At 57.9% G+C, this 13,690-nt stretch carries 9 protein-coding genes and 5 tRNA genes; all 14 read left to right on the forward strand.

The features are described 5' to 3' along the window. On the forward strand, window positions 1-195 hold a 195-nt coding region (gene pgk / locus Q0H50_RS04815; RefSeq protein ID WP_294419915.1), incomplete at its 5' end, for a phosphoglycerate kinase. Window positions 196-253: 58 nt separating this feature from the next. Then, window positions 254-1,024, forward strand: coding sequence for a triose-phosphate isomerase (gene tpiA, locus Q0H50_RS04820; RefSeq protein ID WP_294419917.1), 771 nt, complete (start codon window positions 254-256; stop codon window positions 1,022-1,024). Further along, window positions 1,024-2,583: a 2,3-bisphosphoglycerate-independent phosphoglycerate mutase gene (gene gpmI / locus Q0H50_RS04825; protein WP_294419919.1), complete on the forward strand. Its 1,560-nt coding sequence runs from the start codon at window positions 1,024-1,026 to the stop codon at window positions 2,581-2,583. The genes tpiA and gpmI overlap by 1 nt, the downstream gene beginning before the upstream one ends. Window positions 2,584-2,697: 114 nt before the next feature. After that, window positions 2,698-2,955 carry a preprotein translocase subunit SecG gene (gene secG, locus Q0H50_RS04830; RefSeq protein WP_042434338.1) on the forward strand — a complete coding sequence of 86 codons (258 nt, stop codon included), beginning with the start codon at window positions 2,698-2,700 and terminating at the stop codon, window positions 2,953-2,955. Between the two features lie 77 nt (window positions 2,956-3,032). Continuing rightward, a tRNA-Leu gene (locus tag Q0H50_RS04835) sits at window positions 3,033-3,119 on the forward strand. 571 nt (window positions 3,120-3,690) lie between these two features. Continuing rightward, window positions 3,691-3,765 (forward strand) — tRNA-Val (locus tag Q0H50_RS04840). Between the two features lie 104 nt (window positions 3,766-3,869). Continuing rightward, window positions 3,870-3,945 (forward strand) — tRNA-Gly (locus Q0H50_RS04845). Window positions 3,946-4,420: 475 nt separating this feature from the next. Further along, window positions 4,421-4,495, forward strand: a tRNA-Val gene (locus Q0H50_RS04850). A 104-nt stretch (window positions 4,496-4,599) separates the two neighbouring features. Continuing rightward, window positions 4,600-4,675 (forward strand) — tRNA-Gly (locus Q0H50_RS04855). 122 nt (window positions 4,676-4,797) lie between these two features. Further along, entirely contained in the window at window positions 4,798-7,674 is a 2,877-nt protein-coding gene (uvrA, locus tag Q0H50_RS04860; RefSeq protein ID WP_294419921.1) for an excinuclease ABC subunit UvrA, read from the forward strand. A gap of 150 nt (window positions 7,675-7,824) precedes the next feature. Next, complete coding sequence (locus Q0H50_RS04865; protein WP_294419923.1) at window positions 7,825-9,345, forward strand: GNAT family N-acetyltransferase; 1,521 nt, start codon at window positions 7,825-7,827, stop codon at window positions 9,343-9,345. A gap of 174 nt (window positions 9,346-9,519) precedes the next feature. After that, the gene (locus tag Q0H50_RS04870) at window positions 9,520-10,053 is read left to right on the forward strand and encodes a GNAT family N-acetyltransferase (RefSeq protein WP_294419925.1); all 534 of its coding nucleotides are present in this window, start codon (window positions 9,520-9,522) and stop codon (window positions 10,051-10,053) included. Between the two features lie 78 nt (window positions 10,054-10,131). After that, window positions 10,132-11,226, forward strand: coding sequence for a hypothetical protein (locus Q0H50_RS04875; protein WP_294419926.1), 1,095 nt, complete (start codon window positions 10,132-10,134; stop codon window positions 11,224-11,226). 646 nt (window positions 11,227-11,872) lie between these two features. Next, window positions 11,873-13,690: molybdopterin-dependent oxidoreductase (locus Q0H50_RS09585; RefSeq protein WP_366936629.1), on the forward strand; the 1,818-nt coding region annotated here is incomplete at its 3' end.

Here is a 13,690-nt window from a genome sequence, read left to right on the forward strand (position 1 = left end):
GGCACGAAGGCCGTGGCCGAGGCCGTGGCGGACAATCAGCAGGGCGATACCATCATCGGCGGCGGCGATTCCGTGGCCGCGGTCAACAAGTTCGACCTTGCCGATCGCATGACGTTCATCTCCACGGGCGGCGGTGCTAGCATGGAGCTGGTGCAGGGCGAGGCCCTTCCCGGCGTGGAAGCTCTGAAGCGCTAAGGTAATACCAGGGGGGGGCGCATGCGTCCCCCTTATCGTTTTGAAAGGAGCGTGCCATATGGCCCGCAAACCGCTAATGGCCGGAAACTGGAAGATGAACAACACCTATGCCGAGGCCGTGGTGTTGGCGCAAACCATCTCCAACAACTTCGACAAGCATTGGACCGACTCTGTGGACGTGCTCGTGTGCCCGCCGTCCATCGACCTCAAGCCGGTCAACACCGTGTTCGAGTTCGATCATCAGCCCATTCAGATCGGCGCGCAGAACGTGTATTGGGAGCCGAAGGGCGCCTTCACGGGCGAGGTGTCGGTGCCCATGCTCAAGGACGTTCATTGCACCTGCTCCATCGTGGGCCACTCCGAGCGCCGCGGCTACTTCGGCGAAACCAACGAGGATGTCAACCGCAAGGTGCGCGCGCTGCTCGACGGCGGTCTGTACGCCGTGGCGTGCGTCGGCGAGTCGCTGTCCGTGCGCGATGAAGGTGGCGCCGAGGAATTCGTTTGCGCCCAGGTGCGCGCCGCGTTCGCGGGCTTGGAGCCCGAGGAGGCCGGCAAGTGCGTGGTCGCGTATGAGCCCATCTGGGCCATCGGCACCGGCCGCACGGCAACGCCCGAGCAGGCGCAGGACATGTGCGCCGCCATCCGCTCCACGCTTGCCGACATGTTCGGCGCCGAGACCGCCGATCAGATGCGCATCCTGTACGGCGGCTCCATGAACGTCGGCAACGTCGAACAGCTCCTTGCCCAGCCCGATATCGACGGCGGCCTTGTCGGCGGCGCCAGCCTGAAGGCCGATCAGTTCGTTCAGCTGGTGAAAGCGTGCCTGTGATGAGCGCGTCGGAAAACAGCCGCGAGGGGCTTTCGCTTCCGGCATGCCTTATCATCATGGACGGCCTGGGCTTGGCCCCCGCAGGTCCCGGAAATGCCGTTTCGCTGGCGTCCACGCCGGTTCTCGACCAGCTGTTTGAAACCTGCTCGCACACCAAGCTCGAAGCGTCGGGGGAGGCCGTGGGCTTGCCTGAGGGGCAGATGGGCAACTCCGAGGTCGGGCATCTCAACATCGGCGCCGGCCGCGTGGTGCATCAGGAGCTCTCGCGCATCAACATGGCATGCCGCACCGGCTCCATCTGCGATAACGCCGTGATCAACGGCGCGATAGAGGCGGCTAAGGCACCGGGTGCCGCGCTGCATCTCATGGGGCTGCTCTCCGATGGCGGCGTGCATTCCAGCAACGAGCATTTGTATGCGCTCATCAAGCATGCCGTGCAAAGCGGCGTCGGCGACGTGCGCGTTCACGCGTTTATGGATGGCCGCGACGTCCCGCCGGCAAGCGGCAAGGGCTACATGCAGCAGTTGCAGGACTTCATCGCCGAGAACGGATATCAGGACGCCGTGCGCGTGGCAAGCGTGTCGGGCCGTTATTATGCCATGGATCGCGATAAGCGCTGGGACCGTGTCGCCAAGGCGTATGATGCCGTGGTGTGCGCAACGCCGCTGGCCGCTTCGGGCGATCCCGTTGCCGCTATGCAGGCGTCCTATGATGCCGAGGTCACCGATGAGTTCGTCGAACCCGTGGCGCTCGATGGCCGCGGCGTCGTCGACGGGGATGCTGTCGTGTTCTTCAATTTCCGGCCCGATCGCGCTCGTGAGATCACGCGCGCGATCGTCGATGATGCCTTCGACGGGTTCGATCGCGCTCGCCGGCCTCAGGTTTCGTTCGTGTGCCTGACCGAGTACGATCCGGAGATCCCCGCGCCCATCGCGTTCCCCAAGACGTTCCCTGAAAACGTGCTTGCCGACGTGCTCTCCGCTGCTGGCCTGCGCCAATACCACATCGCCGAAACCGAGAAGTACGCGCACGTCACGTTCTTCCTCAACGGCGGTCGCGAGGAGCCCAAGGCGGGGGAGCAGCGAAGCCTTATCCCCAGCCCGAAGGTCGCCACGTACGACCTGCAGCCTCAGATGAGCGAGCCCGAGGTCGCTGATACCCTGGCTGCGGCCATCGATGCCGATGAGGCCGATGTCTATATCGTCAACTTCGCGAATCCCGATATGGTCGGCCATACGGGCGTCATCCCTGCTGCGGTCGCGGCCGTCGAGGCGGTTGATTCCGGTGTCGGGAAGGTCGTCGATGCCATCCGCCGTAAAGGAGGGTTCGCCTTCATCACGGCCGATCACGGCAATTGCGACAAGATGTTCGCCGACGATGGGACGCCTCATACGGCGCATACCACCGCAAAGGTGCCGTTCATCTTCGTGGACGGTGCCGACACTGGGCGCGCGCTCGACGATGGGGAAGGTGCGCTTTGCGATATCGCCCCCACGCTGCTCGATGCCATGGGGCTTTCCGCTCCCGCTGAGATGACGGGACGCAGCTTGTTCGCGTAATGCGTGATTTTCATGACCCTGTTCGCGCCCGTTGCCGGCTTCTTGCCTGCACGGGCGCGTTTCGTTATACTTGGTTACTTGCGTACGTAGTTATTTCGAGTGAAAGAGCATCACGTGAATCCGCTTTTGATCATCCTTATCGCCCTGCTGGTCATCTCCGGCTTGGGTCTCATCATCTTCATTCTGCTGCATTCCGGCAAGGGCACGGGCATTTCCGATATGATCGCCAGCTCCGTGTACTCTTCGCAAACCGGTACCAGCATCGTCGAGAAGAATCTTGACCGCATCACCATCATCTTCGCGGTCGTCTTCTTGCTGTCTCTTATCGCGCTTATGATCGTGTATCCGTCCGGCACTATTGCGACCCGATAAAATTTTTTGAAATTGGGTCTTGGCAAGTAGGTAAGGTTCGGGTATATTAATCATCGTTGCTTTTACGGCAACAGCTCGTCGGAGTGGTGGAACGGCAGACACGCAAGCTTGAGGTGCTTGTGCCCGTAACGGGTGTGCGGGTTCAAATCCCGCCTCCGACACCAGAATTCAAAAAGCGGCCTTCGGGCCGCTTTTTTGTTGCCCTTATCGATATAAAAGCTTATCGATCGACCAGTTCAACCGGTGTTCCGCTATGCAGGACGGCCTGAGCGCTAGGACGGAATCGTTGATGCCATGCCTGTCGGATTCTCGTTATAGGGTATGCGGCGGCTATCGGTCGTTGTCTTGATTCTTGTCCATGGTTTTGTTTCGAGAGCAAATCCGAGTTCCAGATGATGGAGGCATGCTGTGTGTCGCATCGTCGCGACGCTCCGTATGACCTTATCAGGTTGATTAGCAGCTACGGGTTTAACCGCTCGGCTGTGCGTGGCAGGTGATCTGATCCTTCGGACGGCCCCATTGCTTCGTGCAGTCTCGTGCTGATGATTGTATCGAAAAAAGATGCTGGGGGAATTCTCTCAAAAGGAGGTGTCTCATCTGGGAAAATAGCGGTTGCGATCTTTGGTTGGCAAAAAAGTTCGAACTTTTTCAAAAAAGGGGGTTGTCAAGATTTCTGGTTCAGGTATTATATCTCCTTGCCGACGCGCCGAAAGCGCTGAAGCAGAACACTCAAGTGGGCGTTTAGCTCAGGGGGAGAGCGCTTCCCTGACACGGAAGAGGTCACAAGTTCAAATCTTGTAACGCCCACCATTTTCAGTTTGGTTTGATAATTCGAATCAATGTGATGTTACATTCATAATTTTGAATCGTAGCTTGCAAGTATTCGAATTGTTGTTTAAACTGATTTTAGATATGCGGACATGGCTCAGCTGGTAGAGCATCACCTTGCCAAGGTGAGGGTCGCGGGTTCGAATCCCGTTGTCCGCTCCATGAACTTTCGGCGGTCGAGATCTCGACCGCCTTTTTATTTCCTGAGATTTTGCACATCGCAAAAATATGATTCCATGACCGATTGTTCAGCCTAAGCTCTGGGTCTCGTGATACAACGATGCTTTGGAATAACAGTCGAGTATCCATGATCGAACAGGAAGATGGTGTTCGTACCTCTATTCTCGGCTGGCCTCTGCATTCGCCTCCGGAAGAGGGCTTTCAGAACTGAGTTCCAGCTTGGCGATGGTGCGCATACCCTTTGCATTCGCCTCCGGAAGAGGGCTTTCGGAACCGGTCGTGTATGTCCGCCTGGATTCGATTAATGCCGTCAGCTAGTGAGATGAACGTTTGAATCGTGTCCAAGTTCATTTCAGCGATACGGTCAAAAAATTGCAAAATTGGGTCTTGCAAAGTTCTCGCAATCCGGTAATATATGTACCTGTGTCTTGGCCCCCCAAGATGCAAGCAAAGAATCGGGCGTTTAGCTCAGGGGGAGAGCGCTTCCCTGACACGGAAGAGGTCACAAGTTCAAATCTTGTAACGCCCACCATTTTCAGTTTGGTTTGATAATTCGAATCAATGTGATGTTACATTCATAATTTTGAATCGTAGCTTGCAAGTATTCGAATTGTTGTTTAAACTGATTTTAGATATGCGGACATGGCTCAGCTGGTAGAGCATCACCTTGCCAAGGTGAGGGTCGCGGGTTCGAATCCCGTTGTCCGCTCCATGAACTCATAGCGGTCGAGAAATCGGCCGCTTTTTTGTTGCTTCGACATTTTGTATGCACAAACACCTGTTCGTATGATAGGATACCCGGGAAACTAAGGCGATTCTCAAAGGCTGGAAAGTATGGGTCAGGACTCCATTGTTATCAAGGGTGCGCGCGAGCATAATCTGAAAAACGTCGATGTAACCATCCCTCGTGACAAGCTGGTTGTAATCACCGGTTTATCGGGCAGCGGCAAATCAAGCCTTGCGTTCGATACCATGTATGCCGAAGGGCAGCGTCGCTACGTTGAAAGCCTGTCGAGCTATGCGCGCATGTTCTTAGGGCAGATGAGCAAACCCGATCTTGATAGCATCGATGGTCTTTCCCCGGCGGTTTCGATCGATCAGAAAACAACGTCGCGAAACCCTCGTTCGACTGTGGGCACCACCACTGAGATCTATGATTATCTTCGCTTGCTGTATGCGCGTGTCGGCGTACCCCATTGCCCGGAATGCGGTCGTGTCATCAAGAAGCAGACTACCGATCAAGTGACCGATGATATCTTGGCCCTGGATCCCGGCGCGAAGGCCATTATCATGGCGCCGGTTGTTGCGGGGCGCAAAGGGGAGTTCACCAAGCTATTCGCCGACTTGACGCATGAAGGATTCAGCCGCGTTCGCATCGACGGTGAAATCGTGAAGCTTGATGGTCAGCCGCGTACGCTCAACAAGAAGATCAAGCACTTTATCGAAGTGGTCGTCGATCGCGTGCAGCTTAAGGAGGCCGCAACCGGGCGTATCGCCGAAGCGGTGGAACTTGCGACGAAGCTGGCGGAAGGCCGCGTGCTCGTGCAGGTGCTCGGTCCCGACGGCAAGCCCCAGGGCGAAGCAGGCGGTTCCTCCAGCGGTGCAAAGGGTGGTTTGGGCGCTGGCGAGCATCTGTTTTCCCTGGCACTGGCTTGCCCCGAGCACGGTCACTCCATGGATGAGCTGCAGCCGCGCGATTTCAGTTTCAACGCGCCGTATGGCGCATGTCCTGACTGTTCCGGTATCGGCAGCAGGGAAGAGGTCGACGCCAGCTTGGTGATCCCCGACCCGTCGTTGACGCTATCGGAAGGGGCTATCGCACCGTTTAAAAGCGGGAACTATTACCCTCAGGTCTTGAGGGCCGTTGCGTTGCATATGGGCTGCGACGAGAACACCCCGTGGGAGGATATGCCCAAGAAAGTGCAGAAGGCCTTGCTCGAAGGGTTGGGCGAGGAGAAGGTCAGGGTCGACTACACCACGGTCGATGGTCGCAACACCTACTGGTTCATCGAGTGGGAAGGCGCGCTTGCCGCCGTTATGCGCAAATACCAAGAGGCGCAAAGCGATACGCAACGCGATAAGCTGCAAAGCTACTTCGCCGTCGTGCCGTGCCCAACGTGCGGAGGAAAGCGACTGAAGCCCGAGATCCTCGCGGTTACCGTGGGAGGCAAATCCATCCATGAGGTATGCGAGATGAGTGCTCTTGATTGCTACCGATTCTTCAGCGATCTGCATTTCGAGGGGCAGCAGGGTGCGATTGCGAACCCTATCGCAAAGGAAATCGTGGCGCGCTTGAAGTTCCTGGTCGATGTCGGCTTGGATTACCTCACCCTAGAACGTGCCACTGCCACCCTTTCGGGTGGAGAAGCGCAGCGTATCCGCTTGGCCACGCAGATCGGCGCAGGTCTGATGGGCGTGCTCTATATCCTCGACGAGCCCTCTATCGGCTTGCATCAACGCGATAACGAGCGCCTTATCGGCACGCTTGAGCATTTGCGCGATCTTGGCAACACCGTCATCGTCGTCGAGCACGATGAGGATACCATCCGCGCTGCCGATTACGTGGTCGACATGGGTCCGGGCGCGGGCGAGCGCGGCGGCATTGTGGTCGCCGCTGGAACGCCTGAGGAGGTGGCGGCTACGGAGGGCTCGCTTACGGCCGATTATCTTTCCGGCAGCCGCGTGATCGCCGTGCCACAACAGCGCCGTAAACCCAAACGCGGTTGCCTCAAGCTCACCGGTGCATCTGAGAACAACTTGAACAACGTCACGCTATCGGTTCCCTTCGGCACGCTCACCGTTGTCACGGGTGTTTCCGGAAGCGGCAAAAGCTCGCTGATCACCGATACGCTGGCACCTGCGCTGGCGAATCGCGTCAACCATGCGCATCGTCGAACGGGTTCGTATCGCAAGATCACCGGCGTTGAGAACATCGACAAGGTGATCAACATCGACCAAAGCCCTATCGGCAGAACCCCTCGCAGCAATCCTGCAACCTATATCGGGCTGTGGGACGATATCCGAGCATTGTTCGCCAGCACGCAGGAAAGCAAGGCGCATGGATATGGCCCTGGTCGGTTCAGCTTCAACGTCAGCGGAGGTCGTTGCGAGGCGTGCAAGGGCGATGGCCAGATTAAAATCGAGATGCACTTCCTGCCTGATATCTACGTGCCATGCGAGGTGTGCGAGGGCAAACGGTACAATCGCGAAACCTTGCAAGTCACGTATCGTGGCAAAAACATCTCCGAGGTGCTCGACATGACGGTCGAGGATGCCTTGCTGTTCTTCGAGAACATCCCCGGAATCAAGCGTAAGCTGCAGACGCTGTACGATGTGGGGCTCGGGTATATCCGATTGGGGCAACCGGCAACCACGCTGTCGGGCGGCGAAGCGCAACGCGTGAAGCTGGCAAGCGAGCTGCATCGCCGACAGACGGGCAAAACGTTCTACATATTGGACGAACCTACCACTGGGTTGCATTTCGAGGACGTGCGCCAGTTATTGGTGGTTTTGCAGCGTCTGGTGGATGCGGGCAACACGGTGCTCGTCATCGAGCATAACCTCGATGTCATCAAAAGCGCCGACCACATCGTCGATCTGGGGCCGGAGGGCGGCGCGCGCGGCGGCACCGTGGTGGCCGAGGGAACCCCTGAGCACGTAGCTACTGTGAAGGAGAGCTACACGGGTCGATTCCTTGCTCGCATGTTGTAAAATAACAGCTCGTTACATTGCGACGCCTGCCGTTTTCGGTGGGCGTCTTTGACGCTTGCAAGCAAAACCCGTCTCCGCGCAAGAGGCGGGTTTCTTATTCGGAAGGGAGCGGTAAAGGTGCATCAGGGAACGGCTTTGCAAGGCGGGCACATGATGCGCGGTATCGTCTGCGCATTGGCTGGTTCCGTTTGCTGGGGCTTTTCGGGCACGTGCGCACAGCTGCTCATGGGCGATTACGGCGCGTCGGCCTATTGGATCACCTGTGCGCGCATGCTGATCTCCGCGGTGTTCTTCCTCGGCGTCGTGTTCGTGAAGGACTGGCGCTCCGTCGGCGCGCTTCTGCGCGATTGGCGCTCCATGGTCAGCATCGCGGCGTTCTCGATATTCGGTATCGCGTTATGCCAGGTGAGCTATTTCAGCGTCATCCATCACACAAGCGCTGGTGTGGGAACCACTCTCGAACAGCTGGGCCTGGTGCTCATCATGTTGTGGACGTGCCTGCGTAAGCGTCGTCTTCCCAATGTTCGCGAGGTGCTGGGGCTCGTCTTTGCTATGGCAGGGCTCATCCTGATCGCCACGCAAGGAGACATTTCCCGACTTGCGTTGTCTCAGCAGGGTTGCTTTTGGGGCATGGTTTCGGCTGTGGCGTTGGCTTTGTACACGCTCATGCCCGTCAAGGTGCTTGCCAAGTGGGGCTCGATGATGGTCACGGGATTCGCCATGCTGTTCGGAGGCACGGTGCTCACGCCCGTGGTACAGCCTTGGGCTGTGCCCGTTGAACTCACGCCAGAATTCCTCATCATCTTCGCCGCCGTTATCGTGGTAGGCACCTGCGCTGCATACATGCTATATCTACAGGGAATCAACGATTGCGGTCCCGTTAAAGCCGGCCTTCTGTGCGCTGCCGAGCCGGTCTCGGCCATGGTGCTATCCGTGGCATGGCTGCATAGCTCGGTCAGCAGCTGGGATATCGCCGGGTGCGCATGCATCCTTGTCATGATCGTCATGGTCACCGAGTTCGAGCCGAAACGGGAAGGTGCAGGTGCGCAGCTTGAAGTCGCGGGCGTGGAGGCGTCGCCGCTTCCTCAAGATCCGCCGGTCTTCGCCGGGCGTGCTTCGGTGCTGGGATATTACAGCAGCCGACCTGCGACCATGGCCGACGTCGATCGCGTGGAGGCTCTGCTCGATGAAGGACACCGGGCTTTTGCCGAATTGGGCATCGATGAGGGCAAATACAAGAAATACCCGTCATCGCGCCGTTTGGCGCGCAGCATCAAAAACGGCTCCACCTACGTGGTGGAGAACGCTGATGGTCAGATGATCGCCGTATTCGCCGTATCATTCGCTGCTGATAAGAATTATCAGCGCGGCATCAAGGGCGAATGGATCACCGATACCGCCGCTTCGCCGCAGCAATATGCCGAGTTGCATTGGGTCGTCGTCGATAAACCGGTGCGAAGGCGCGGTGTGGGATCGTTCATCATCGATACCGCATGCCGCATCGCTCGAGAAGGCGGACGTGTCAGCGTGCGCGCCGATATCTATCCGGAGAACGAGCCGATGCGCTGGCTGCTGGAAACACGCGGTTTCACGTATTGCGGGACCATCCAGGTGCGTGATACGTTCGGGCGGGAAAAGACGCGCTCCGCCTACGAGCTGCGTCTTAAGTAGGGCAAAAGATGGCAGTCAAGCGCTTTGGGCTGGCGCTGTTTTGCCGGCAACCTTGATTACCTTGCGGATTTCGGGTTGCCAACCGTTTGCAGACGTTTACCATTGCTGAGGGTGTTCGCGCCATCTATGTGAGAAGGGGTAGAGCCGCGTCGACGGCTGGAAGTGAGGATATCCATGACATTGCAGTTTCGCATTGCCGACCATGGCGACTTCGATGGCATTTGGGCCGTGCTCATGGACGGCAAGGCCGCTCTAGGCAGTCTTGGCATCGACCAATGGCAAGGCGCGTATCCTACGCAGCAGATTGTGCGCGATGATATCGACGCCGGCCACTCCTACGTGCTTGAAGAGGATGGGGCGGTGGTGGCTACCACGGTCATCGGCTTTACCGGCGAACCGGTTTACGATTCCATCGAGGGGTCGTGGCTCACTTCGTCAGACTCGCGCGATCCGCGCTATGCCGTGCTGCATCGCGTTGCCGTCGCCCAGGGTCATGGCGGTAAGGGCCTTGGTCGCAGCTTGCTGCAATCTGCCGAGCCGGTTGCCCGCGAGCGCGGCTGCGAGAGCCTGCGCATCGAAACCCATCCTGGTAACATCCCCATGCTCAAGCTGATCGAGCGATGCGGCTTCAGCCGTTGCGGGATCGTGCATATCAGCCATGCAGAAGGCGCTTCCACCGACCGCGTCGCGTTCGAGAAGTTACTTTAACGCAGGCTTTTCTGTAAACTCTGCGCGTGTGCCCGCGGGGTACGGGCGGTTTGCGGGCCATTCACTATACTTGAACCTATGTCTAACGGAACTCGTGAAAAACAAGCGCTCGGCGTATTCCTCATCCTGATCGTGCTCAGCACGTTCGGGATTGCCTGGTATATGGTCGCCGGTCATTCGTGGAACGTTGCCGCATCCTCCATCGATGAGAAGGTGGGCCAGATGGAAGGGTACACCTCCATCGTGTATGCGGGTACGCTTCCCGTGCAGGCTGATGCGAAGACGCTTGATTCCCAAAACGGATCCGATACGCAGCTCGACGATGGGCAGGATGCCGCAGACATCGCCGAGCAGGGCGACGAGAGCGCCTCGGGTTCCGGGAGCGCCTCGGATTCGTCTGGTTCCTCGGATACGGCTGCATCCAGTGCATCGTCTTCCGGCGCTGGTAGCGCTTCGTCGTCTGCAGATGAGAGCGCATCGGAAGGCGGCGCTTCCTCAAGCACCGGCTCTAACTCCACTTCCAGCAAATTCAGCTCTTCGAAGTCTTCGTCGGGCTCTTCCAAGTCCGCCGATGGCGTAGCTGGCCAAACGCATAACGACGAGGCATCGGGGTTGACGTCCGATGTCGGCAGCGTTGCAGCTCCTGTTCCCGATGATTCCCAAAGCGATGATGCCTCGTCTGACCGTGCTTCGGAAAGCACCACCGTGCTGAAGGCCGCTACCGTGCGCGGCGGCATGGATGTCGCCAAGGCACAGCCGGACACGCCCGAGGAAGTTCAGACCAACTATGAGGAGAAGGGTGCCACGGTCTTGGTGCTCGATACCGCGGACCCGTCGCAATACGGCGAGGGCGTTATCCTCAAGCGCGGAACGAAGCGTATCGGCGTGTTTTCCGTCGATGTGCCGTTGTCTGAAAAAGCGGCTGAAGCCCGCATCAAATACTTCCGCGAATGCAAGGTCGATCTTATCGTGTGCATCTCCTCCGTTCGCACCTATGTGCGCAACCTTCAAGGCGCCGATATCGTGATCACGCTCCAGGATGAAGAGGTCTCCACGATGGGCGGCAATTCCAACGGGTCGTTCTTCGTGAACGCGCCTCATGTGGACAGCGTTGGGGCTATTTTGGTGTCTCCGAGCAACGTGGTGTCCGCCAAGGTCATTGAAAGCCTGTAACCGACGGTTTCTTGTTGCTGCGCCTGCTTTTCGTTGGGCGTCGTTTCGCTGTCCCTCAACATCATTCGAGCGTTTCTCCTTGTTGCATGCTGCCTGGTGGTGATGCGTGCCGGGGCGGTCCTAGACTCTTCCTTGTATGCCATCGAGTGTATTCTCGACTCGGAATATGCAGTTTCAACATGCCACGAAGCAGGATTTCCGTCCGCTAAGGATTCGTTGTCGACGCAAAGTTTCTGCAAGGCTGCGAGTGGTTGATTTGAATCGATTTCCAAATAAGTAAACACATAATAAGAACTGTCCGAAAACCTATCTATAGTCCGACATTGCATATAGGATTAGAAATACGCTAGAAACATAACAATGGGTCGAAACTAGACAAACATACTGAATAGTCCAGTAATTTGTAACCCTTTAGGGGTTATTCGTTCCAAATGCGTGTAAATGTGCACCATTTGTCTGAATGGTGTCAGTTTCGTATCAAATTATGCATTAGCATGGGTGAGTATTCGCATGCGCACGATGCGGATATGCGATGCGCCGCCCCGGCGCCTTCTCCCCGCAGCCTCCAATCGGCAAGAGGGCACGGTGGGCGGTTTCGCATCGGTTTTCAGACGAGTGCAAGACGAGTAGGAAAGGAGTGAGGGGCATGAACCTGTCACGCAGGGGCTTTTTCAAAGCAACCGGCGCTGCGCTGGCAACCACGATGGCGTTCGAGCTTTCCTCGCAGACCCAGGCGTTCGCGTCTGAGTCCAAGCAAGACTGGAAGCTGGTGAACACCGAAGAGTACACCAACATCTGCTGCTATTGCGCAGGTGGTTGCGGTTCTCTGCTGTCGGTGCGCGACGGCGAGCTGGTCAACCTGGAAGGCGACCCGGACCATCCCATCAACGAGGGCGGCCTGTGCCCGAAGGGCGCTACCATGTTCCAGCTGCGCAACGTGGTGGACCCCGAAACGCGCGAAGTCATCAAGAACCCGAAGCGTTCGACGCGCCCGTTGGTGCGCCGTCCCGGCGCAAGCGACTGGGAGGACATCTCCTGGGATGACGCCATCGCCGAGATCGCTCGCAAGGTCAAGGACACGCGCGACGCAACGTTCATCGAGAAGAACGACAACGGCCTGACGGTGAACTACACCCCGGCCATCGCAAGCCTGGGCGGTTCCCAGGAAAACTCCGAGGAGGAATACCTGATCCTCAAGATGATGCGCTCCCTGGGCATCATCGCCATCGACAATCAGGCTCGTGTTTGACACGGCCCCACTGTTGCCGGTCTGGCAGCTTCATTCGGTCGTGGCTCCATGACGAGCCATTGGTGCGACTTCCAAAACACCGACGTCATCTTGAATTGCGGTTCCAACTCCGTTGAGAACCACCCCGTAAGCGCGCTGTGGCTTGAGAAGGCCCATGAGCAGGGCGCTAAGTGGATCGTCGTCGATCCGCGCTACACCCGTACGGCCGAGCAGGCCGATATCTGGTGCCCCATCCGTTCCGGCACCGATATCGCGTTCTACGGCGGCATGTACAACTACATCATCGAGCACCTCATCGAGCCGAACCTGGCCAAGTACCAGGAAACCGGCGACATGAGCGAGTACAACTTCGAGTACCTGCTCAACTACACCAACGCTTCCTACATCCTTGATCCCGACTACAAGTTCGATCCCGAAACGGGTTTGTTCAGCGGTTGGAACGAGAAGACCAAGACGTACAACGCCCATAGCTGGCACTATGAGACCGAGTCTACGCAGGACTGGGACACCAGCGAGAACGGCGCATACGCCTGGGTTAACAAGCCCGGCACCCCTGAGTTCACCACGCCGACGCTCACCAACCCCAAGAAGGACATGACGCTGCAAGACCCCATGTGCGTCTATCAGCAGTTCAAGAAGCACTATTCCCGTTACACGCTCGACACCGTTTGCGGTATCTGCGGTATGGACAAGGATGTCCTCGAACTCGTCTACAAAACCTATACCTCTACCGCCAAGCCCGGCAAGGCCGGTACCGTGCTCTACGCACTCGGCCAGACCCAGCACACCTATGGCGCCCAGAACACGCGCGCCATGTCCGTGATGCAGCTGCTGCTTGGCAACATCGGCATCCCCGGCGGCGGCGTGAACGCGCTGCGCGGCGAGCCCAACGTCCAGGGTGCAACTGACATGGGCATGATGGTCAACGAGCATCCCGCTTACCTGAAGTGGGCGAACACCACCGATCGCGCGAGCCTGCGCAAGTGGCTGGAGTCTCAGACCTACTCCGACGGCTATTACACCAACAAGCCGAAGTTCATCGTCTCCTCCCTGAAGGAGTGGTTCGGCGAGAACGCCACCGTGGACAACGACTACGGTTACGACTGGTGGCCGAAGGTCCCGTCCGAGACGGGTGCCGTGGACTACACGCATATCTCCACGTTCGAGCTCATGAAGCAGGGTGTCATCAAGGGCTACTTCAACTGGGGCATGAAC

The sequence above is a fragment of the uncultured Senegalimassilia sp. genome, from assembly GCF_934632265.1.
Lineage (GTDB): Bacteria > Actinomycetota > Coriobacteriia > Coriobacteriales > Eggerthellaceae > Senegalimassilia.